Source organism: Glycomyces xiaoerkulensis (assembly GCF_002798405.1).
Taxonomy (GTDB): Bacteria; Actinomycetota; Actinomycetes; order Mycobacteriales; family Micromonosporaceae; genus Glycomyces; species Glycomyces xiaoerkulensis.
Window position 1 is genome coordinate 23305 of the sequence record NZ_PGGV01000013.1, and the last position, 20792, is coordinate 44096.

18 protein-coding genes and 1 pseudogene are annotated in these 20792 nt (G+C 69.4%); 10 read left to right on the top strand and 9 right to left on the bottom strand.

Annotated features, from left to right (window positions below; translation table 11 throughout):
- Positions 1 to 11 precede the first annotated feature (11 nt).
- From CUT39_RS03950 to CUT39_RS03965, 4 genes are all read right to left on the bottom strand, one after another.
- Positions 12 to 521 carry a mycothiol transferase gene (locus tag CUT39_RS03950; protein WP_100444673.1) on the bottom strand — a complete coding sequence of 170 codons (510 nt, stop codon included), beginning with the start codon at positions 519 to 521 and terminating at the stop codon, positions 12 to 14.
- Positions 522 to 561: 40 nt separating this feature from the next.
- Positions 562 to 3588, bottom strand: coding sequence for an FAD-binding and (Fe-S)-binding domain-containing protein (locus CUT39_RS03955; RefSeq protein ID WP_100444674.1), 3027 nt, complete (start codon positions 3586 to 3588; stop codon positions 562 to 564).
- A gap of 144 nt (positions 3589 to 3732) precedes the next feature.
- Positions 3733 to 5523 (bottom strand): thiamine pyrophosphate-requiring protein, encoded by a 1791-nt coding sequence (locus CUT39_RS03960; RefSeq protein ID WP_100444675.1) that lies wholly within the window; start codon positions 5521 to 5523, stop codon positions 3733 to 3735.
- Positions 5524 to 5629: 106 nt separating this feature from the next.
- Positions 5630 to 6325, bottom strand: coding sequence for a TetR/AcrR family transcriptional regulator (locus tag CUT39_RS03965; protein WP_100444676.1), 696 nt, complete (start codon positions 6323 to 6325; stop codon positions 5630 to 5632).
- Positions 6326 to 6414: 89 nt separating this feature from the next.
- Between CUT39_RS03965 and CUT39_RS03970 the strand changes: the two genes are divergently transcribed.
- On the top strand, positions 6415 to 6915 hold the full coding sequence (locus tag CUT39_RS03970; RefSeq protein ID WP_100444677.1) for a DUF6640 family protein: 501 nt from the start codon (positions 6415 to 6417) through the stop codon (positions 6913 to 6915).
- Between the two features lie 10 nt (positions 6916 to 6925).
- Here CUT39_RS03970 and CUT39_RS03975 read toward each other — a convergent pair whose 3' ends face one another.
- On the bottom strand, positions 6926 to 7747 hold the full coding sequence (locus CUT39_RS03975) for a hypothetical protein (RefSeq protein ID WP_100444678.1): 822 nt from the start codon (positions 7745 to 7747) through the stop codon (positions 6926 to 6928).
- Between the two features lie 271 nt (positions 7748 to 8018).
- Here CUT39_RS03975 and CUT39_RS03980 point away from each other — a divergent pair, with 271 nt between their 5' ends.
- The gene (locus tag CUT39_RS03980; RefSeq protein ID WP_100444679.1) at positions 8019 to 8963 is read left to right on the top strand and encodes a Kelch repeat-containing protein; all 945 of its coding nucleotides are present in this window, start codon (positions 8019 to 8021) and stop codon (positions 8961 to 8963) included.
- 241 nt (positions 8964 to 9204) lie between these two features.
- On the opposite strand, the pseudogene CUT39_RS03985 reads toward CUT39_RS03980, so the two are convergent.
- The 4 genes and pseudogenes from CUT39_RS03985 to CUT39_RS20135 form a co-directional block, all read right to left on the bottom strand.
- Positions 9205 to 9558 (bottom strand): annotated as a pseudogene (locus CUT39_RS03985) (DUF4143 domain-containing protein); the annotation flags it as partial.
- Positions 9559 to 9911: 353 nt separating this feature from the next.
- Positions 9912 to 10925, bottom strand: coding sequence for a hemolysin family protein (locus tag CUT39_RS03990; RefSeq protein WP_100444681.1), 1014 nt, complete (start codon positions 10923 to 10925; stop codon positions 9912 to 9914).
- On the bottom strand, positions 10925 to 12307 hold the full coding sequence (locus tag CUT39_RS03995; protein WP_100444682.1) for a hemolysin family protein: 1383 nt from the start codon (positions 12305 to 12307) through the stop codon (positions 10925 to 10927). The genes CUT39_RS03990 and CUT39_RS03995 overlap by 1 nt, the downstream gene beginning before the upstream one ends.
- A gap of 122 nt (positions 12308 to 12429) precedes the next feature.
- Positions 12430 to 12696: a GNAT family N-acetyltransferase gene (locus CUT39_RS20135; protein ID WP_157930468.1), complete on the bottom strand. Its 267-nt coding sequence runs from the start codon at positions 12694 to 12696 to the stop codon at positions 12430 to 12432.
- 582 nt (positions 12697 to 13278) lie between these two features.
- Between CUT39_RS20135 and CUT39_RS04000 the strand changes: the two genes are divergently transcribed.
- The 8 genes from CUT39_RS04000 (at position 13279) to CUT39_RS04035 (ending at position 20770) form a co-directional block, all read left to right on the top strand.
- The gene (locus CUT39_RS04000) at positions 13279 to 13881 is read left to right on the top strand and encodes a superoxide dismutase (RefSeq protein ID WP_100444683.1); all 603 of its coding nucleotides are present in this window, start codon (positions 13279 to 13281) and stop codon (positions 13879 to 13881) included.
- 479 nt (positions 13882 to 14360) lie between these two features.
- Positions 14361 to 15407, top strand: coding sequence for a LacI family DNA-binding transcriptional regulator (locus tag CUT39_RS04005; RefSeq protein WP_100444684.1), 1047 nt, complete (start codon positions 14361 to 14363; stop codon positions 15405 to 15407).
- Positions 15407 to 16177 (top strand): ABC transporter ATP-binding protein, encoded by a 771-nt coding sequence (locus CUT39_RS04010; protein WP_100444685.1) that lies wholly within the window; start codon positions 15407 to 15409, stop codon positions 16175 to 16177. The genes CUT39_RS04005 and CUT39_RS04010 overlap by 1 nt, the downstream gene beginning before the upstream one ends.
- Positions 16164 to 16991 (top strand): ABC transporter permease, encoded by an 828-nt coding sequence (locus CUT39_RS04015; protein WP_100444686.1) that lies wholly within the window; start codon positions 16164 to 16166, stop codon positions 16989 to 16991. Before CUT39_RS04010 ends, CUT39_RS04015 begins: the two co-directional genes overlap by 14 nt.
- 85 nt (positions 16992 to 17076) lie before the next feature.
- Positions 17077 to 18192, top strand: a complete 1116-nt coding sequence (locus tag CUT39_RS04020) for an ABC transporter substrate-binding protein (protein WP_100444687.1) — start codon at positions 17077 to 17079, stop codon at positions 18190 to 18192.
- A gap of 17 nt (positions 18193 to 18209) precedes the next feature.
- On the top strand, positions 18210 to 19034 hold the full coding sequence (locus CUT39_RS04025; protein ID WP_100444688.1) for an N-acyl homoserine lactonase family protein: 825 nt from the start codon (positions 18210 to 18212) through the stop codon (positions 19032 to 19034).
- A gap of 13 nt (positions 19035 to 19047) precedes the next feature.
- On the top strand, positions 19048 to 19794 hold the full coding sequence (locus CUT39_RS04030) for a glutamine amidotransferase (RefSeq protein WP_100444689.1): 747 nt from the start codon (positions 19048 to 19050) through the stop codon (positions 19792 to 19794).
- A 79-nt stretch (positions 19795 to 19873) separates the two neighbouring features.
- Positions 19874 to 20770 (top strand): ribokinase, encoded by an 897-nt coding sequence (locus CUT39_RS04035; protein ID WP_100444690.1) that lies wholly within the window; start codon positions 19874 to 19876, stop codon positions 20768 to 20770.
- The last annotated feature ends 22 nt before the right edge of the window (positions 20771 to 20792 follow it).

A 20792-nucleotide genomic window follows, 5' to 3' on the forward strand; every position in this document is an offset into this window, starting at 1 on the left:
GCATCGGGCCGTCAGCGCCCTTCGAGCAAGCCTCGTACGTACGCGGCCTGGCCCGCGTGCTGCTGGTTGTCGTTGATGACGCTCACCAAGCGGACCCCGAGGCTCACCGGCGGGTCCCACCCGGTGTCGACGATCCGGTCCAGGTCCGGTGCGGTCAAGCCGCCGACGAAATCCAGCGTCCGCGCGTGGACCGCGTCGTAGTAATCCAGCAGCGCCGCACCCGACACGCCTCGCACCCGGCCGACCTGTTCGGCGGTGTGGCCGTACCCGACGTCCCGGTCGTCCAGCGCCAGACCGAACCGGTCGTTCCATCCGTGCGCGAGCCATACCTGCTCGTGCCCGGCCGCATCGGAGATGTGGTCGTCCTGGATGCGGGCGATGTGCCAGACCAGCCAGGCGATCGGGTTCGCCTCCGGCCCCGGGCGCTCCTCCAGGTCCCGCTCCGGCAGACCGTCCACTACGGCGTGGACCCCCTCCTCGATCCGGCCGAAGGCGTCGCTCAGGAATGCTCCGAACTCCATAATTCGGCCATGTTCCCACAGCGGGGCGTGCCCGCACGCGTCATCGGCGCATTCGACCCCGCCGCGCGAGATAACGCGCCGCCGCGGCTGCGCCGAGGCCGACGACGGCGCCGGTGAGCAGGCGGCCCGCCACCTTGCCGTCGGCCGGGCGGGGCGCGGCGCCGCCCTCGCCGGACGCCGGATCGAGTGCCTCGGCGAGGTGCACGGCCTGCCGGCCGGTCCCGGCCTCGATCTGGGTCCGGCAACTGAAGCCGTCGGCCAGCACCAGCGTGTCGGGGCCGGTGTCTCGGACAGCCGGTAGCAGCGCCTGCTCGGCGCAGTCCATGGAGATCTCGTAGTGGCCGCGTTCGAAACCGAAGTTGCCGGCCAGCCCGCAGCAGCCGGATCGGAGCACCTCGGCGTCCAGTCCGGCCTTGCCCATCACCTGGAGATCGGTCTGGAAGCCCATGACGGCGTGGTGGTGGCAGTGCTTCTGGACCACGGCGGCCCGCCCGAGAGCGGGCGGATCCCAACCGTCCGGCGCGTGGTGCAGCAGCGCTTCGGAGAACGTCCAGAACCGCTCCCGCAGCCGCTGGACGCCCTTGCTCTCGGGCATGAGCTCCGGGGCATCGGCCCGGAAGACCGCCGTGCAGGACGGCTCCAGGCCCACCACGGGGGTCCCGGCCTCGATCCACGGTCGCAGACGGCCGATCGTGCGGCGCAGCACGTTCTCGGCGGTCCGCAACTGTCCAGTGGAGATCCAGGTCAGCCCGCAGCACACCGGCTCCTCCGGAACCGCCACGCGGAATCCGGCCGACTCCAGCACGCGCACCGCGGCCCGGCCGACGTTCGGCTGGAATCGGTTGGTGAAGGTGTCGGGCCACAGCAGCACCGTGCGCGGATCGGCGGGATCGGGCTGGGCGCCCCGCTCGCGGCGCCACCAGGCCTGGAGCGATTCGGCGGCGAACGGCGGGGCCTCGCGCCGGCCGGTGACGCCGGCGAGGCGTTTGCCGGCGGCGGCGATGCCGGGCGCGTGCAGCAGCGCGTTGGCCGCGCGCGGCAGGCGTTGCGCGGCGCGGGCCAGCAGCGGCAGCCAGCCGAGGCTGTAGTGGGCCATCGGTCGCAGGCGTCCGGCGTAGTGGTGGGACAGGAACTCGGCCTTGTAGGTGGCCATGTCGACGTTGACCGGGCAGTCGGATTTGCAGCCCTTGCAGGCCAGGCACAGGTCGAGCGCGTCGCGGACCTCGGTGGACCGCCACCCGTCGCGGACCGGGGAGTCGGCGTGGCCCTGGAGCATCTCGAACAGGAGCCGGGCCCGGCCGCGAGTGGAGTGCCGCTCCTCGCCGGTGACCTGGTAGGAGGGGCACATGACGCCTCCGTCCGGGTCCGGGCGGCGGCATTTGCCGACACCGACGCAGCGCATCACCGCGCGGTTGAAGCTGTGGTCGTCGTCGGGGTAGGCGAAGCGGGTCTCGCTCTCGCGCGGACGCCAGTCGGCGCCGAGCCGCAGGTCCTCGTCGAGGCGGCCGGGGTCGACCACCTTGCCGGGGTTCATGCGTCCGGCGGGGTCGAACAGGGACTTCAGCTCGCCGAACGCCCGGATCACCTCGGGACCGAACATGCGGTCGAGCAGTTCGCCGCGGGCCTGGCCGTCGCCGTGCTCCCCGGAGAGCGAACCGCCGTAGGAGACGACGAGATCGGCGGCGCGCTCCATGAACGAGCGGAAGTCCCGGACGCCCTGGGCCGATTCGAGGCGGAACGGGATGCGCACGTGGACGCAGCCGTGTCCGAAGTGGCCGTAGAACGAGGGGTCGTCGAGACCGAACTCGTCGAACAGGCCGCGAAGGTCTCGCAGGTAGCGGCCGAGATGCTCGACCGGCACCGCCGAGTCCTCCCACCCGGGCCACGCGTCGGGCATGTCCGGGGCGCGGGTGCTCGCGCCGAGCCCGGACTCCCGCGTCGCCTGGAACCGCCGCTGCTCGCCGACGCTCCGGGAGAGCCGCACCGTGCGGTCCTCGGGGCCGCGGCCGAGCCCGTCCAGCAGCCGCCGGGCCCGATCGCGCGCCTCGTCGGCGGTGGCGCCGCCGAGCTGGACCATCAGCCAGCCCCCGCCGTCGGGGAGCAGTTCGATCGAATCGGGGTGGAGGCCCTTGGCGCGCATGAACCCGACCATGCGGTCGTCGAGCGCCTCGACCTGCAGCGGCTCTGCGTGCTCCAGGATGGCCGGCACTTCCTCGGCCGCGGCGATGATGTCGGAGTACCCGAGGACGGCCGTGGTGGTGTGCTCGACCACCGGCAGCAGCTCCAATTCGGCCCGCAGCACCGTCGCCAGCGTCCCCTCGCTGCCGGCCACCAACCGGGCCACGTCGAAACCCTGTTCGGGAAGCAGCGCGTCGAGGTTGTAACCCGAGATGCGGCGCGGTATGTCGGGGAACCGTTCGCGGACGGTGCCGCCGTACTCCTCGCGCAGCCGCCGCAGGCCCTCGTAGAGGCGACCGCGCGAGCCTCCCTCCGCGATGATCCGCTCCAGCTCGCCGTCCGGCGTCGGACCGACCCAGCAGCGCAACCCGTCGTAGGTGAGGATCTCCAGGCGCCGGACGTTCTGAGCGGTGGTGCCGGTGCGCTGCGCGGTCGCCCCGCACGAATTGTTGCCGACCATGCCCCCGACGGCGCATTGCCCGTGCGTCGACGGCCGGGGTCCGAACTCGAGCCCGTGCCCGGCCAGCCGCCGGTTCAACTCGTCGAGCACGATGCCGGGCTCGACCACGCAGGTGCGATCCTCCGGATCGACCGAGACCAGCCGGTCGCAGTGCTTGGTCCAGTCGATGACGATCGCGGTGTTGGTGCATTCACCGGCCAGGCTGGTGCCGCCGCCCCGCGACAGCACCGGCGCGTCGTGCTCGCGGCACACCTCGATCGCGGTGGCGGCCGCCTCCACGGTGTGCGGCACGACGACGCCGATGGGCACCTGCCGGTAGTTGGAGGCGTCGGTGGAGTAGGCGCTCCGGCTTCCGGCGTCGAACCCGATCTCGCCGTCGACCCGCTCCCGCAGGGCGGTTTCCAAGGCTTCCACGGCGCTCGAGGGCATTGAAGTGCGATCTGCGGTCACTGGGGTCGGGTCCTTCCGTTGGCGTGGTGCGGTCAGCCGCATCGGTCCGGTCGAACAGGAGCGACTGGATCCGATTGTGGTAGAAGAACCATTCGGTGTGGCGGAAGCCGGGCCCCTCGGCGCCTACCGGCTCCCGGGCGTCATCTCCTGCGATTTGGTCTTCACACCCTGAACGAACAGGTGCCACGCGTTCGGGTCGCCCTTCAGCAGGGCCTCGGTGGTCGACCTGATCTGGTCGAGGGTGGCGTGCGGCGGGATCGGCGGCACCTCGGGATCGCAGTGGACGTCGAGCACCACCGGCCGCTCGGCCGCCAGCGCCCGGTCCCAGGCGGCACCGAGACCGCCGGGTTCGTCGACGGCGATCGCGTCCAGTCCGAGGGCGCGGGCCGCCTCCGCGTAGGAGACCTCGGGGATGTCCTGCGACTCCTCGAACTTGGGCGTGCCGCTCATCGCCCGCAGCTCCCAGGTGACCTGGTTGAGGTCGCCGTTGTTGAACACGCAGACCACCATCCGCGGATCCTCCCACCGGGAGTGGTACCTCCGGATCGTGAGCAGTTCGGCGAGGCCGTTCATCTGCATGGCGCCGTCGCCGACGAGCGCTACGACCGGACGCTCCGGATGGGCGAACTTGGCGCCGATCGCGTACGGGACGGCGGGTCCCATCGTGGCCAGGGTGCCCGACAGGGAACCGCGCATGCTGCCGCGCATCTTGAGGTTGCGGGCGTACCAGTTGGTGGACGAGCCGGAGTCGGCGGTGACGATCGCGTTGTCCGGGATGCGGCTGGAGAGTTCCTGGACCACGCGCATCGGGTTGATCGGCTTGGCGTCGACCATCGCCTGCTTCTCGATCGTGTCCCACCAGCCGGCCACGTTTCCCTCGACCGTCTCCCGCCACGATCGGTCGCGCTTGCGTTCTAGCTTCGGGATGAGCGCGGCGAGCGCGGCCGCCGCGTCGCCGACGAGATTGACTTCGGTGGGATAGCGCATCCCGATCATGGAACCGTCGAGGTCGATCTGCACCGCCCGAGCCTGGTCGAGATCGGGCAGGAACTGCGTATAGGGCAGATTGGAGCCGACGATCAGGAGCGTGTCGCAGTCGCGCATGAGTTCGTAGCTGGGCCGGGTGCCGAGCAGGCCGATCGCGCCGGTGACCCACGGCAGTTCGTCGGAGAGAACGTCCTTGCCCAGCAGCGCCTTGGCGACGCCGGCGCCGGTGGCGTCCGCGACGGCCTCGACCTCGTGGGCGGCGCCGCGCGCGCCCTGGCCGACCAGGATCGCGACCCTCTCTCCGGCGTTGAGGACCTCCGCGGCGCGGTCGATGTCCTCATCGGGCGGGACCAGGAGCGAATGCGGCAGGTCCGGCGGACTGGAGGGCACGTGCTGGAACTCGTGCTCGGGGGCGTCGTAGGCCTCCTCCTGGAGGTCGGCCGGGATGATGACCGCGGTCGGGGCGTGCCGGGCCTCGGCGGTGCGGAAGGCCCGGTCGAGCGCGTTGGGAAGCTGCTCGGAGACGTTGACCTCGGTGAGGTACTCGGAGGCCACGTCCTTGAACAGCGCCTGGAGGTCGACCTCCTGCTGGTAGTGCGCGCCCATGGCGCTGCGGGCGGTCTGGCCGACGATGGCGACGACCGGCACGTGGTCGAGCTTGGCGTCGTAGAGGCCGTTGAGGAGGTGGATCGCGCCGGGCCCGGAGGTGGCCAGGCACACGGCGGGGCGCCCGGAGAACTTGGCGTGGCCGACCGCCTCGAACGCCGACATCTCCTCGTGCCGGGACTGGATGAACTGCGGCCGGTCGTCGGCCTCGTCGAAGGCGGCGACGATGCCGTTGATGCCGTCGCCGGGGTAACCGAAGACCTGTTCGACGCCCCATTCGCGGAGCCGCTCGAGGACGTGGTCGCCGACTGTATTCGCCATGGCTGTCTCCCTGGATCGCTGCGCGGACACAAGATCCCCGGATTACCCTCGGGCGGCGCGCTCAATCCTCGGGTCCTCGCGCGTTGAGGAAGGCGAGTCGGCCGCGTCAGCTCCGCTCCGGCGGCGGAGGCGGCGGGTTTTCGGGGGACGGCGCCGGAATGAGCAGGGTGAGCAGGGTGTCGACGACGCTGACGTCGGCGGGCAGCCGTTCCTCGGGGGTGCCCACATAGCGCTGCACGGCCCTCTGGTGTGCCACGCCGATGATGATGAGGGCGATCGCACGCAGGTCGGCGGTGTCCCGCACCCGGCCCAGAGCCTGCTCGGCGGTGAGGTAGTCGACCACGGGGATGAGCGCGCGGTGCGGCCCGAAGTCGGCGTTCCGGGTCCGCTCGATGAAGGCCGAGCGCAAGACCGCGTCCGCCTGGATCGCCACCACGGTCGGCATGATGTCGAGATAGAAGGTCTCCAGCGTCTCCAGGAGCGCCTCGAGGTTGGCGCGGACGGTGCTGCGGCCCGCGCGGCGGGCCAGGTCCCGGGCCGCGGTGGTGTACTGGGGCAGCCGCATCGTGATCACCGCCTGCAGCAGCCCCAGCCGGTCTCCGAAGTGGTAGAAGATGCTGGACTCGGCGACCCCGGCGCGGTCGGCGATCCGCCTGGTCGACAGGCGGGCGATGCCGGACTCGGCCAGGACCGCCTCGGCGGCCGCCAGCACCCGCTCCCGGACGCCGGTGCGGGGCCGCCCCGGTTTGGCCGCGCCGGACGGCCGCCTGGCCGAGGCGTCGGGCCGGTCGTCGTCCTCCACGATTCAGCGCCGCTCCTTAGCTCCGATGCCCGTATCGTGTACCATTTACTGAGTATCTGGTCAATAATACCGTGCAGGAGAAGACCTCCATGAGCACATCGGCCGCTGCAGACCAAGACCGCACCCGCACGAACACCTCCACCGCCGGCCGCGTCCTGCTGACCGCGGCCCTGGTCGCGACGCCTGCGGCGCTCGCGATCTTCCTGTTCAACGCGGACCACGCCTTCAATTCCCAGTGGCACCCGCACGCCCGTTTCCACGGGGTGCAACTGGCCGGGTTCGGGATCACCATGTCGCTGCTCGGGCTCTGGCTGCTATGGCGCAGGTCGGCACAGCCGTGGGTCAACGCGGCGACCGGAGCCGCGACCGTGCTCCTACTGTGGATCGCCGAGTTCTACGCCTTCGCCGTGCCCGGAACGGGTCCGGCCCCGGATCCGGACGAGCCCAACACCATCGATCTGCTGGGCGCCACGATCTACGGCAACCTGCTGTTCGCGGGGCTGATGGTCGGCCTGGCGGCGATCGGATACGGACTCATCCTCCGCCGCGGGCGGCTCGCAGACGGCTCGGCGGGCGGCCGTACTCGGTGATCCGCGGGGCTCAGGGGCGGTCGAAGCCGACCTCTCCGGCGAGCTCGTCCAGCCGGTTCACCGCCGCCGTCGGGAACTCCCTCCCGGCGGCGTAGGCGCGGAGTGCCGCCAGGTCGGCGAAGTCCTCCTGCAGCAGGTCCTTGAGGACCTGTCGGGCCTGCTCGGCGTCGGCCACCGGCGCCCAGCCATCGTGGCCGCACCCGATCAACTGTTCCAGTCGCCGGTGGACCTCGGCCGGGTACGCGTCCGTCACCTCGCCGCGATCGAGGTTCAGCGCGTTCGCGTCCCGGGCCCATCCGGAGACGGGGAAGTCGGGTGCCTCGACCACGCACAGCGGCCCGTCCGCCGCCAGACGCGCGGCGAGTTCGAGCTCTCCGGCCTGCGGCAGATAAGCGAGTACGGGTCCGGTCCCCGGTGCCACCCCGCCGCGTGCGAGCGGCGTGATCCGCATGTCCTTGCCGCGCAACCGCTCGAACGCCCGGGCCGACGCCTCGGTCTTGCGGTCGGGACTGAGAACGACGGCCGGAAGTTCCAATGTGTTTGCGCGTCGGATGATCCAGGCCGTCGCGGACGCCGCGGCCGATTCGGGGTCACGGGCCGACTCTGCCGGCACCCACGCGGCTCGGTGGACGGTCTCGGTCTCAGGCGCCCCGTCGCCACCGGCACGCTGCCGCGATGGGAAATCGAGCTGCGGGAGGTCCGAATTCGGAACCGGCGCCTCGGGATCGGCCTGCAGAGTCTCAAGGCGCTCCATCAGGGTCTGCACGAACAGTGGCGGCAGCGCCAGATCCTGGTCCTCGGCGAGCTCGGCCGCCGCCTCCTCCGCGGTCATCCGCCCGGAGCGGACGGTGTCCAGCGCACGGTGAACCCGATGCTGCGTCCCCTCCGTATCGATGACGCCGCGAAGGCTGTCCAGGACAGTCCAATCGAGGGAGCTGAGAGAGGTCATGACCGCCTGAGTTCCCGTTTTCAGGCGGAGTATGCCTCAGACCCGACATCCGGGCGGCCCCCGGCGCGACTGCTCGAGCCGCCACAAGGTTCGCCGTCCACCGTGAACGGCACCGAGCGCGACGGTCGCTCGATCCTGGGTCTACTATGGTGCCATGGGTTTCCGCCGCGTCGCCGCTCTCCTTGCCGCCGTGTCGCTGACCGCCTGCGGATCCGATGCCGACGAGCCGGACGCGCTCGCCGACGACCGGTGGACCGAGTTGTCCCCGGCACCGGCCGAGATCTCCGAGGTCGCCGCGGCCGCGCTGGACGACCGTATCTGGGTGGTGGGCGGGTTCTCCGGCTCCAGCAGCGCCACAACGGGAACGTACGTGTTCGATCCCGCCTCGGATTCCTGGGAGTCGGGGCCGGACCTGCCCGCGGCGGTCCACCACTCCGCGGCGGCCGCCGATGAGGAGCGGTTGTGGGTGGTCGGCGGCTACGGACCTGGCAACAGTCCGACCGATGCGGTGTGGACGATCGAGCCCGGCGGCGACTGGGAGGCCGGTCCGGCGCTGCCGGAACCGCGCGCCGCCGGCGCCCTGGCCTGGGACGGCGACCGCCTGGTATACGCCGGAGGCGTGATCGACGGTGAAGCCACCGACCAGGTGCTGGAACTGGTGGACGGGGCCTGGGAACCGCTGGGGCGGTTGACCGAGGCCCGCGAACACCTGGGCGCCGCCTCGGACGGTGCGGGCTCGGTCTGGTTCCTCGGCGGACACGTCGGCGCACTTGACACCAACATGGGCACGGTCGACTTGGTCACCGGTGAAGAGATCGCCGAAGTGGGCGAGATCCCCACGGCCCGCGGCGGTGTGGCAGGCTTCTACGCCCCGGGGCTCGGCGGCTGCGCGGTCGGCGGCGAGGCCGACACCGGCACCTTCAGCGAGGTCGAGTGCGTCAGCGCCACGGGCGAGACCGCGGAGCTACCGGAGTTGGCGATGCCGCGGCACGGGCTCGGTGCCGTCGTGGTCGACGGTGCGGTCTACACACTGGTCGGCGGACCCGAGCCGCTGCTGTCCTACAGCGACTCGGTCGAAGCGCTCCGGCTCGGCGGCTGATCGTCACCGCTGTCCGAGGTTGCAGCGACCGGGTCGGGATTGGTTTGGAAGGTCGTGGCGGTTACCGTTGTGGCGTGCGGAAACTTCCTGGGCAGTCGCGAATCCGCCTCGTGCCGGCTTGGTAACGGCCGGACTCCGGCGGCTCAGGCGGCCCCGGATTCCCAGATCGCCGCGATGGGGATCGCCTTCATCTTGGCGCCGAACGGCAGCGTCTTGTCGCCGGTGTACAGCACAGCCCCCATCAAGAAGTCGTCGCCGAGCCGGTCGGCGAGGTGCCGCGGACCGTTGCCCCGGCTTTGATTTCGAAGGCGACCACCTGGCGTCGCGGGGTCTCGAGCACGATGTCGACCTCGAGCTTGTCCTTCGTCCGGTAGTGAAACACGGATGCTCGCTGCTCGGACCAGGTGAGCTGGCGCTGGAGCTCCATGGCGACGAATCCTTCGAGAAGCGGCCCGAGTGCTGGGTCCTGGCGGGCGAGCGAGCGGGCGTCGGCCTGGACCTGATGTGCGGCCACGCCTGAGTCGACCAATGCGACCTCGGAGGTCTTCACCGCTCGTGAACCGAGGCTTCGAGTGAACGCCGGAATCCGCTTGAGGGAGTAGACCTCTCGGCGGCTCGCCGGGGAGGATCAGGAAACGTGGGGATCGCGGTAGGCGACTCCTCGGCTCGGTCTACCGACGCACACGTCTGGTCGACAAGGACACGCATCCTTAATCGTATGAGTTGAGCATGATCAGACGGAGAATTTCGCCGTCAACGTGCAATATAATGGCCTAAACCACCTAATATGACGAATTGTACTCAGTACTCGACGGCATGAAACGCATGTTTAGCCGCACCCACCGCAACGTTGACGGTCGCGATGAACGCCGCGGTCCGCGACGAGCGCGATCGCGGCGGTCCATCTCAATGCGGTGGTCATCCTGGCGACGTGAGACCGGCGCCGCTTCACAGCTTGGTCCGTTCGCCGGTGAGGCGGGTGACGACGTCGCCGAGCATCGCCGCGCCCATGACGTGGTCGCTCCCATCGGTGACCAGGGCGACGTGGGTGGTCTCGGCCTGCATGGCGGCCAGTACCCGGTCGAGCGGCGTGGCGCGGTCGAGCCTGACCAGCGGCCGGATCTCGTGGTTGGGCAGCAGTCGGTCGGCTGGGTGGTCGAGCAGGTCCTTGATGTGGGCGTATCCGATGATCTCGCCCGTTTCGGTGACGGGGAAACGCGAATACCCGGTCTCCACACACAGTCGCTGCAGATCCCCGACAGTCGCGTCGGTCGCGGCGCTGACGAGGTCGGGGCTCGGCACCATGATCGACTCGGCGGTGTCCTCGCCGATGGACAAGGCCCCGCTGATCAGGGCGTGGGCCTCGGCGTCGAGCAGGCCTTCCCGTCTGGACTCGGCGATGAATCCGGCGACCTCGTCGGCGGTGAACGCGGAGGCGACCTCGTCCTTCGGTGCGACCTTCAGCAGCCGCAGCGTGTGGTTGGCGATCCAGTTGACCACCACCAGCAGCGGCCTGAACACCGCGACGATGACGTACAGGGGCGGTCCGAGGATCAGCGCCGCGCGCTCCGGTGAGGCGATCGCGATGTTCTTGGGCACCATCTCGCCCACGGTCATGTGGAACGACAGCACGATCGTCAGCGCGATGGCCAGTGCGATCGGATGCAGCCAGGCGCCTGGAACGCCGAGGGCGCCGAGGGGTCCTTCGATGGCGTGGGCGATGGCGGGCTCGGCAACCGCGCCGAGGCCCAAGGAGCACATGGTGATGCCGAGTTGGGCGCCGGCCATCATCAGCGACACCCGCTCCAGGGCGCGCAGGGTAAAGCGGGCGGCGCGCCCGCCGGCGGCGGCGCGCGGCTCGATCTGGGTGCGCCGTGCCGAGATCAGCGCGAACTCGGCGCCGACGAAGAAGGCGTTGCCGAGCAGGAGCGCGATGCCGACTGCCAGTCCGGTCCAGTCCATTACCGCCGGTTCCCTTCAACGGTCGCCGCGTCGTCCGATGCGGGCGCGGCGGTGAGGTGGACGCGGGCCACGCGGTGTCCGTCGATCGCGGTGACTGCCAGTCTCGCCCGCACCGACGTGGGCAGGCCGTCCTCGTCGAGGCGGCCGGTGTCGGTCGCGTCGAGGGCGATCGCGTCGCCGACTTTGGCGAAGCGGCCGAGTTCCTCGGTGATCATGCCGCCGATGGTGTCGGTGTGTTCGGCCTCGGGGAGGGCGACGCCGGTGACGTCGCCGACCTCATCGGGGCGGATCAGGCCCGGCAGTGACCAGGAGCCGTAGCCGAGGCGGCGTGGACGACCCGCGGGCCGGTCCTGCTCATCGTCGATCTCGCCGAGGACCTCTTCGGCGAGGTCTTCGAGGGTGACGATGCCGTCGGTGCCGCCGTACTCATCGACCACGACCGCCAGTTGGAGGCCGCCGCGCAGTTGGGGAAGTACGTCATCGAGCGTCATCGTCGCCGGCACCGCGCTGATCGCGGTCATGATGGCCGTGGCCCGCACCTCACCGCGGCGGTCTTCGGGGACGCCGAGCGCGGCCTTGAAGTGGACGGCGCCGACGATCTCGTCGACCGAGGAGTCCTGGACGGGGAAGCGGGCATAGCCGGTGCGCGTGGTCAGATCGAGGATCCGGGCGGCGGTGGCGTCGGCGTCGACGAAACGCACCCGGGGCCTGGGGGTCATCACATCGGCGGCGGTGAGCTGGTCGAATTCGGTGGCCTGGGTCAGTCGCGTAGCCGCCTCCCGGTCGAGCAGACCTTCGGCCGCCGAGCGGGTCGCGAGCACGGCCAGCTCGGGTGCCGAGCGGGCCGAGGCCAACTCCTCGCGCGGCTCGATGCCGAGGCCGCGGACCATGGCGTTGGAGGCACCGTTGAGCACGACGATGAGCGGGCGGGTCGCTGCGGTGAAAGCTCGCTGCGCCCCGGCTACGGCGCGGGCGATGCGCACCGGCTCTGAGATGGCCCAGTTCTTGGGGATGAGCTCGCCGAAGACCATCTGTGCCACGGTGGCGATGATGAACGCCGCGGTAAGGGCGATGCCGAGACTCGTCGCCTCACCGAGCCCTGCGGCCCCGATCGGCACGGCCAGGAGTGTCGCGATCGAGGGCTCGGCGATGAAGCCGACGACCAGGCTGGTGATGGTGATGCCCAGCTGCGCGCCCGACAACTGCGTCGACAGCGATCCCAGGGCCTTGCGAACCGAGTCGGCGCGCCTGTCGCCGGATTCGGCGGCGCGGGTGATGTTGGGGCGGTCGACGGTGACGAGCGCGAACTCGGCGGCGACGAACAGCGCGTTCAACGAGATTAGGACGACGGCCAACACGACCAGCAGCGATGCCGCTATCACTGCAGGAGGCCCTCCTGCGACGGTGACAACGGGCCGGATCTATGCGCGCCTGAGTCCATACTCACGCAACCTACCGGATCGGCGCCGCACTCGGCCACGCGGTTGCGGCCGCGATCACGGGTCTACGGGTTCGCAGGGCCGGTGGAGGACCGGATCGCTGAAGTGGACAATCGGCCACCCGGCCCCGCTCGCGACAATGCCTTGCGGTGGACATAGAGGTCGTAGCCGATCGCGGGCACCTCGGCGGCCCGCTCCCAGCCCAGACGGCGGTAGGAGCCGGGTGCGTAGCAGTCGGGGCGGGTCCGCGGCCACACCGTGCCGTAGTCCTCGCGGACCAAAGCCGGGAGCTTCGCTCCAAGACCCTGCCCGCGAGCGGCGGGGTCGATCATGACTTCGACGACCTCGAACGGAGTCTCGGCCCACAGCGCGCCGGTCGCCTCCGGGCCGAGGGATCGGCGATCGCTCGGTCCATCAACCGGTCGGGGACGCGCTCAGCGGCGGGCCGCCCGTACGCGAGGCCCGGCACCGATCCGTCCTCGCCGGTGCCGTCGACGCCCGTCGCGCCCGGCCGATCGAGATGCCAGGAGGGACTCCTCGGTCGAGCGGCGCGGCTCGCGCCAGGGCGGGGGCGGTGAAGCAGGTGTTTCTACACCCCAGTCCAGCCCGTGGCGCGGTCGCGCACTGCGGCGGGGTCCAGGTCTCCCAGCCGCGGCACAGCTCGGGCCAAGCTCGTCTCCACCGGCGGGTCCCCCCACTCATCGAAGCACTATCGCCAATAATTTACTATTGCCATATATTTGCAATAAGAGCATGGAGCCCTGGCGTGCCTACCGTCTCGAGCCGCGACCGCCGAACGCGGATACGGGCGTCGAGCGGGCGGGGGATAGGCAAGCCCTGGCTGATGCAAACGAATGGCACGAGCAACTCTTGGCGTCAGGAACCCTGTGCCGCGATCGAAGGAGACCACTTGCATGACCGCCTACACGCTTCCGGACCTGCCCTATGACTACGGCTCGCTGGAGCCGCACATCAACGGCCACATCATGGAACTCCACCACGACAAGCACCACGCCGCGTATGTCAAAGGCGCCAACGACACCCTCGAACGCATCGCCGAAGCCCGCGACCAGGGCGACTTCACCTCGATCGTGGGCCTGGAGAAGACCCTCGCGTTCAACGTCTCCGGCCACGTCCTCCACTCCCTGTACTGGGAGAACATGAGCCCCGACGGTGGCGGCCGCCCCGAAGGCGACCTCGCCGATGCCATCGACGAGCACTTCGGGTCGTTCGAGGGTTTCCACGGCCAGCTCTCGGCGGCGACCACCCTCGTCCAAGGCTCCGGCTGGGGCGTGCTGTCGTACGAGCCGACCTCCAAGCGCCTCATCGTCGAGCAGGTCTACGACCACCACGGCAACGTCGCCCGGACCTCGGTCCCGCTGCTGGCCTTCGACGCGTGGGAGCACGCGTACTACCTCCAGTACAAGAACGTCCGGCCCGACTTCGTCAAAGCCATGTGGGAGGTCGTGAACTGGCAGGACGTCGCCGCCCGCTACGCAGCCGCCACGAGCGCCTGACCGACTTCGCCGTGTCCACATAGACGTGGAGGGCGCCGGTCGTCCTCCTCGACACCGTCACCGGAAGGTGGGGGTGTGATTCCAGGACGGGCCCGGCCGGACCTGAACAACCCGGCCGGGCCCGTCGCCGTCAGCAGCCTCGGACTCCCCGACGGGTCTCGAACGACTTCCGTCCGTGGTGCTCCGTGCTCGGCCGCGGGGAATTCACCGAGGATCGCGGGTATTCGGCATGTGCAACATCGTGGGCCGGGCTTGTCGCATTCGGTGCGGTTCAGCGCGGGAGTTCGGCGATGGCCCGCTCTGGCTGGTCTTGGGACCTTCGATCTCACCGGTTCACGGATGTGCGCCGACCGGTCGTCGCTCAGTAGCCAGGGGTAACTGAAGTTATACGACTGTGACTTGCGTCTGTGATCCAGGCGGACTAGAGTTGCGCAAAACGCTTTGCCAAAGCGCTTTGGAACTAGAAGGGCCTGGACTCGATGGTCTCGATCGCGGATGTCGCAACACTCGCCGGCGTGAGCCCCACGACGGTCTCGCACGCTCTCAGCGGCAAACGGAAGGTCAGCGCGGACGTGCGGGAGCGCGTGTTCGCGGCGGTCGAGGAACTCGGGTACCACCCGGGGCGCTCGGCACAGAGCCTCGCCAGCGGCCGGACGCGGATCCTGGGACTGATCGTGCCCGACATCGGCAACGGCTACTTCGCCGAACTAGCGCAGGGAGTCGAGCAGACGGCCACGGTCGGCGGATACAACGTGCTGCTGTGCACGACCGGCTTCGACCACGAGCGTGAGAAGCAGGCCTTCGAGATGATCCGGTCGCGGGCGGTCGACGGCGTGGTCTACGCCGCCGGATCGCCGCCGAGCAATTCCGAACTCGCCCGCCTGCTCGGAGACCTCCCGCTGGTGCTGGTCGACGAGGAGGTCCCCGGAACCGATGCCACGGCGTTCATCTCCGACAACTACGAGGGCGGCCGGAACGCGGCCGAGCACCTGCTCGGACTCGGTCATCGTGAAGTGCTCGTCCTCCAGGCGAACGCCGACCTCATCAGCAGCCGCGAACGCGTCCGAGGCTTCACTGAAGCATGGGCCGCCGCCGGTGCGCCGGAACCGCGGCTCGCCAGCGGCGGCTTCACCCATGAAGGCGGACGCGCGGCGATCGAACCGTTCGTCGAGGCGTTCGCGAATGGCGATCTCTCCGGTGTTTTCGCGGCCAACGACCTGATGGCGCTGGGCGCGATCGACCGCCTCAACTCCGCCGAAGTGGAGACACCGCGGGACGTCTCGGTCGTCGGTTTCGACGACATCGTCCCGGCCCGCTATGTCCGCCCGCGCCTGACGACGATCCGGCAGGACGTGGCGGGCCTCGGAGGCTCGGCCGTCCAGGCCTTGGTCGCGGCGCTGGACCAGGACATCCGCCTCGACGGCCGACGCCACGTGTATCCCGTCGAACTGATCGTGCGCGACTCCACCGCCGCGCCGAGGACGGCCTCGACCATCGACGCCGACCTGAGATTGGAGGCCAGTTGATGGCGAAGATCATGATCGATTCGGTCTCGAAGGAGTTCCTGACGGCGCGCAAGCGCACCGTCGCGCTCAACGAGACTTCACTGACCATCGAGGATGAGGAGATCGTCTGCGTCGTCGGCCCCAGCGGCTGCGGTAAGACGACCCTGCTCAACCTCATCGCGGGCTTCATCCGCCCCTCCTCGGGGACCATCATCCTCGATGACAGGGAGGTCGCCGGCCCCTCGGCGGAACGCGCGGTCGTGTTCCAGTCCGATGCGGTCTTCCCCTGGCTGACGGTGGCCGACAACGTCGCTTTCGGCCCCCGCATGCAGGGCATGCGGGGGAGCCGGCGCGCCGAGCGCGTCGAGCGGTACCTGGATCTCGTCGGCCTGTCGGATTTCGCGGGCACCTATCCCAAGGAGCTGTCCGGCGGTATGCGCAAACGGGTCGACCTGGCCCGCGCCTACACCAGCGGACCGGACGTGCTGCTGCTCGACGAGCCGTTCGGGGCGCTCGACCTGTTCACCAAGGAGAACATGTGGACGGCGCTCAAGCGGGTGGCCGAGGCCGAACCGAAGACGATCGTGTTCGTCACCCACGACATCGAGGAGGCGCTCTTCCTCGGCCACCGCGTCGTCGTCATGACGCCCAGGCCCGCCCGAGTGCACAGCGTCGTCGACGTGCCGTTCGGCGCCGACCGGGCACTCGACCTGCGTGCCGAGCCCGAGTTCCAGGCCCTCCGAATGCAGATCGCCCACTCGCTCAGGGAGGTTCACGATGGCGCGGCTTGATGCACCGAACCCGCCGGTAGCCGACGCATCGCCGCCGGGAACGTCGAGGCTCCCGGCGTCCGACCGCAACTTCGGGCCGCTGATCAGCATCGGCGTCGTCGCGTCGCTGCTCGTCGCGTGGTGGGTCGTGACCACCGGGACCGAGACCGTCACGCAACTGTACCTGCCCTCTCCGGAGTCGCTGTGGACGGCGATTACGACGCTCAACACGCAGTTGCTCGCCGACGCGGGAGCGACGCTCGGACGCGTAGTCGCCTCGTGGATCGGCGGGTCCGCCCTCGGCGTCGTGGTCGGCCTGGCTATGGCCCGCGCCCGCTGGCTCATGTACGCCCTGAACCCGATCATCGAGGCGGTGCGACCGGTGCCGCCGGTCGCGCTCATCCCGTTCGTGATCCTCTGGTTCGGGATCGGCGACACCGGCAAGCTCTTCCTCGGCGCGCTCGCGTGCTTCATGGTGATGGTCGTCAACACGACCATCGCGGCCGGCAACGTCCCGCCGGTCTACCTCCGTGCGGCCCGCTCGCTCGGTGCGGACGACGGGAACGTCTACCGCTCGGTCGTGCTGCCGGCCATCGTCCCGGAGATCCTGTCCGGCTTCCGGATCGGCAGCGCCCTGGCCTTCGCGGTCGTCGTGGCCGCCGAGTTCCTCGGTGCCGACGCCGGCATCGGCCGGCTCATCATGCAGGCCAGCCGGACGCTCAACACCTCGGTCGTGCTGCTCGGCACCGTCTGCATCGCGCTCATGGCCGTGATCCTCGATCAGGTCATCTCGCGGATCAGCGCCTATGTGACCCGTTGGGCGGCGCAGCACTGACCGAACAAGACCACCACATACGTCACTCCAACGACTTGAGCACTCGCCGCGCCCAGGAGACGGCACCGATCGAAAGGAACGCACGATGAAGACCGTGAAGCGATACGCGGCCATCCCGGCGATCGCCGTCATGGCCCTCGCCGGCTGCGCGGGCGGCGCCGACACCCTGGAGGAGGGATCCGACGGGCTCACCGAGATCTCCATCGGCATCTCACCGTTCCAGGACACCTACCTGCCGATCATCGGAGAAGAGCAGGGCTGGTTCGAGGAGGCCGGACTCGACGTCGAACTCAAGTCGCTGGCCTGGAACGGGATCACGCCCGCGCTCGTCTCCGGCGATGTGGACATGGCGGTCAACAACACCACCGGCGTGGTCTCGACCGCGAACTCCGATCCCGACATCGTCTACGCGTACGGCTGGAACCCGTTCACCGAGGGCTCGGCGCTGATGGTCCGCGACGACGGCTCCGTCAAGACTATCGACGAGCTCGAATCGGAGCTCGGCGACCGCGAAGCGGCCCGTACCGCCATGATCGAGTCCCTTGAAGGCAAGACGATCGTGACGACGCTGTCGACCGACATGGGCAAGCAGCTCAACGACGCACTGGCGTCCGTAGGGATGGACGAGCACGACGTCGAGTTCGTCGACATGGACCCGGACGCGGGCCTCGCGGCCTATCTGTCCGGCACCGGCGACGCCTATCTCGGCGGCGTTCCGCAGCGCTCGAAGGCGCTTGACGAAGGCATGGTCGTCGCGCTCGCGGGGACCGAGCTCGCACCGCCGCCCATCAACGGACTGATCACCAAGCGCGGCTATGTCGAGAACAACGAGGAAGAGCTGCTGGCATTCGTCAACGTCATGCACCGCATCATCCGCTACTGCAATGCCGAGACCGACGCCTGCGGGACCACCGTCACCGACCGGCTGAACGAGGAGACGGCAGCGGGGCTGACCCTCGACGGCTTCAAGGAGTACTGGCAGAACCTCGAGCTCTACGCGGGCAACGCCGCCGAAGCCGAACAGATGATCCTCGACGAGGACGGCGTGGCCTATTGGAAGGACACCTGGGACAGCGACAACGCCTACCTCGTCGAGACCGGCGCGATCCCGGCCGAGGTCGATGCCTCGGAGCACTTCCTCATGCCGGAACTCTGGGACGCCTATGCGGCCGAGTACGGCGAAGACGAAAGCGACTACTAGGAGAGGCGGGGACGACGATGAGCGTCAAGATCCACCACATCGTGACCGGTGAGCTCGAGAGCTCACTCGCGGTGTCGCTGTTGAACGCGGGGGCGCATCCTGACCTGCCCCCCGAGGAGCGGCAGCCGTACGGCTACCGGCACGACATCGTCCGCCGCGACGGCTCCGTCCACGAAGGCGTCATGGTTCCGGTGCCGGTCTGGCTGATCGAGAACGCCGAACGCACCATCCTCGTCGACACCGGCCTGGGCGACATCGACGAGGTCTCGCGCATGCAGAGCCGCTACGGCGTCGATTTCGTCGCCTCGCGCTCAACCAATCAGGATCTCGTCGCCGGCCTGGCCGAGCACGGAGTCGAGCCGGGGGACGTCGACGTGGTCGTGCTGACGCACCTGCACTTCGACCACGTCGGCAACAACGAGCTCTTTCCCAACGCGACATTCGTCGTGCAGCGCGACGAACTGCCGCAGGCGACCGATCCGCCGAGTTTCTGCATGTTCTATTACCCCGAGTACGCCTACAAGGTGAACGCCGTGCGCGACAGGCTCCACCTGATCGAGGGCGACCATCAGCTCGATCCGGCGGTGCGGCTGGTCAAGATCGGCGGCCACACCCCGGGGTGCATGGTCGTCATGGTCGAGACCGATGTCGGGACGGTCTGCCTGACCAGCGACGTGATGTACAACTACCGGAACCTCGAACTGAACTGGCCCATGGGCTCGTTCTGGGACCTGCCCGACCTCATGGCCGGCTACGACCGACTGCACCGCGAGGCCGACCTCATCGTCCCCGAACACGATTGGAAGTTCGTCGAGCTGTTCCCCTCCGGGACCATAGGCTGAGAGGAGCTCACTCATGAAGAAGGCACTGCTGGTCGGCGAGTCGTGGACGACCCACATGATCCACCAGAAGGGGTTCGACAGCTTCACCACGACCGAGTACGTCGAAGGCGGCCAGGAGTACGTCGCTGCGCTGCGAAACGGCGGGTGGGAGGTGACGCACCTGCCCGCCCACGCCATCGAGACCTCGTTCCCCGCCGAGCCCGGCACGCTCGGCGGATACGACCTCGTGGTCATCAGCGACGTGGGGGCCAACACCTTTCTGCTCTCCAAGGCGGTGTTCAATACCAGCGCCAGCGAGCGCAACCGGCTCGAGCTGATCCGCGATTACGTGCTCGGCGGCGGCGGACTGCTCATGGTGGGCGGATATCTGTCATTCTCAGGCATCGACGCGAAGGCCGCGTATGCACACAGCCCGATCGCAGATCTGCTGCCGGTGCGCGTGCTGGAGGTCGACGACCGTGCGGAGCACCCGGAGGGGGCGACGATCAAAGTCCTCAGTCCCGAGCACCCGGCTCTCGGACCGGTCGGGGACTCGTGGCCGGACCTGCTCGGCTACAACCGGACCGAACCGAAGGGCGACGCCGAACTGCTGGCCGAAGTGAACGGCGATCCGCTTGTCGCGGTCACTGCGGCCGGTGAAGGGCGGACCGGGGTGTTCACCTCGGACATGTCGCCCCACTGGGCTCCTCCGCCGTTTATGGAGTGGACGGGCTACGCGCCCATGTGGCGCGCGCTGTCGACCTGGGTCGCCGGCGTTTAGAAGGAGGAGAGCGGGGTGGAGGCGTGAGCGCGCCTCCGCCCCGTGTCCAACCGCTCGATCGGCAAGAAAGCAGCAGACCATGACCAGCAGCGGTGCTCCGCGCCCCCGAGTCGCGGTGGTCGGATCGGTGAACGTCGACCTCGTCTTCCGCGTCGACCGGCACGTGCGACCCGGAGAGACCATGCTCGCATCCGCATACGCCGAGGTCGTCGGCGGCAAGGGCTACAACCAGGCCGTCGCGGCCGGTCGACGCGGCGAATCGCACCTCATCGGCGCCATCGGCAACGACCGGTTCGGCACCGACGCGATCGAGCAAGCCGAGCGCCGGGGCGTCCTGACCGGCGAGCTGACGCGAACCGGCACACCGACCGGCCGGGCGTTCATCAGCGTGAGCCCCGGCGGCGAGAACAGCATCGTCGTCGCCCCGCTCGCCAACCGGGAACTGACGCCTGAACAGGTGAGGACCGCACTCGAGCGGATACGTCCGATCGCGGTTCTCGCGCAACTGGAGACGCCGATGGACGCGGTGCTCGCCGCGGCCCGCTGGTGCGCGAGCAACGGCGGGCGCTTCATCCTCAACCCGAGTCCCGTCGCCGCCATGCCCATCGAGTTGATCGCCGCCGCCGACCCGCTCATCGTCAACGAAGGCGAATCAGTGGCGATACTGGAACAACTCCGTCCCGGCGGCGACGTCGACGTCGCCGATCATCGGGCGGCCGCTGACGCGCTCGCCGGTTTCGTCCGCTCAGCGGTCGTAACGGCCGGTGCCCGAGGCGCGACGTACGCCGCGTCGACGAGCCGCGGGCACGTGCCGGCCACGACCGTCGAGAGCGTCGTCGACACCGCCGGAGCGGGGGACGAATTCGCCGGAACGCTCACGACCGCCCTCGCCGGCGGCATGCCGATCGATGCCGCCGTCAGGCGGGCGAGCCACGCCGCATCGGCTCTCGTGGCAACGAGCCGATCCGATCGCTGAGGTTCCGAGGACCTTCGCCGTC

What these genes read in the sequence shown, in the direction of transcription:
- CUT39_RS03950 (WP_100444673.1), bottom strand. Translation starts at nt 521, where the DNA reads ATGGAGTTCGGAGCATTCCTGAGCGACGCCTTCGGCCGGATCGAGGAG.
- CUT39_RS04010 (WP_100444685.1), top strand. Translation starts at nt 15,407, where the DNA reads ATGGCGAAGATCATGATCGATTCGGTCTCGAAGGAGTTCCTGACGGCG.
- CUT39_RS04035 (WP_100444690.1), top strand. Translation starts at nt 19,874, where the DNA reads ATGACCAGCAGCGGTGCTCCGCGCCCCCGAGTCGCGGTGGTCGGATCG.
- CUT39_RS03975 (WP_100444678.1), bottom strand. Translation starts at nt 7,747, where the DNA reads ATGACCGCGGAGGAGGCGGCGGCCGAGCTCGCCGAGGACCAGGATCTG.
- CUT39_RS03970 (WP_100444677.1), top strand. Translation starts at nt 6,415, where the DNA reads ATGAGCACATCGGCCGCTGCAGACCAAGACCGCACCCGCACGAACACC.
- CUT39_RS20135 (WP_157930468.1), bottom strand. Translation starts at nt 12,696, where the DNA reads ATGATCGACCCCGCCGCTCGCGGGCAGGGTCTTGGAGCGAAGCTCCCG.
- CUT39_RS04005 (WP_100444684.1), top strand. Translation starts at nt 14,361, where the DNA reads ATGGTCTCGATCGCGGATGTCGCAACACTCGCCGGCGTGAGCCCCACG.
- CUT39_RS03960 (WP_100444675.1), bottom strand. Translation starts at nt 5,523, where the DNA reads ATGGCGAATACAGTCGGCGACCACGTCCTCGAGCGGCTCCGCGAATGG.
- CUT39_RS04025 (WP_100444688.1), top strand. Translation starts at nt 18,210, where the DNA reads ATGAGCGTCAAGATCCACCACATCGTGACCGGTGAGCTCGAGAGCTCA.
- CUT39_RS03955 (WP_100444674.1), bottom strand. Translation starts at nt 3,588, where the DNA reads ATGCCCTCGAGCGCCGTGGAAGCCTTGGAAACCGCCCTGCGGGAGCGG.
- CUT39_RS03980 (WP_100444679.1), top strand. Translation starts at nt 8,019, where the DNA reads ATGGGTTTCCGCCGCGTCGCCGCTCTCCTTGCCGCCGTGTCGCTGACC.
- CUT39_RS04020 (WP_100444687.1), top strand. Translation starts at nt 17,077, where the DNA reads ATGAAGACCGTGAAGCGATACGCGGCCATCCCGGCGATCGCCGTCATG.
- CUT39_RS04000 (WP_100444683.1), top strand. Translation starts at nt 13,279, where the DNA reads ATGACCGCCTACACGCTTCCGGACCTGCCCTATGACTACGGCTCGCTG.
- CUT39_RS04015 (WP_100444686.1), top strand. Translation starts at nt 16,164, where the DNA reads ATGGCGCGGCTTGATGCACCGAACCCGCCGGTAGCCGACGCATCGCCG.
- CUT39_RS03990 (WP_100444681.1), bottom strand. Translation starts at nt 10,925, where the DNA reads ATGGACTGGACCGGACTGGCAGTCGGCATCGCGCTCCTGCTCGGCAAC.
- CUT39_RS04030 (WP_100444689.1), top strand. Translation starts at nt 19,048, where the DNA reads ATGAAGAAGGCACTGCTGGTCGGCGAGTCGTGGACGACCCACATGATC.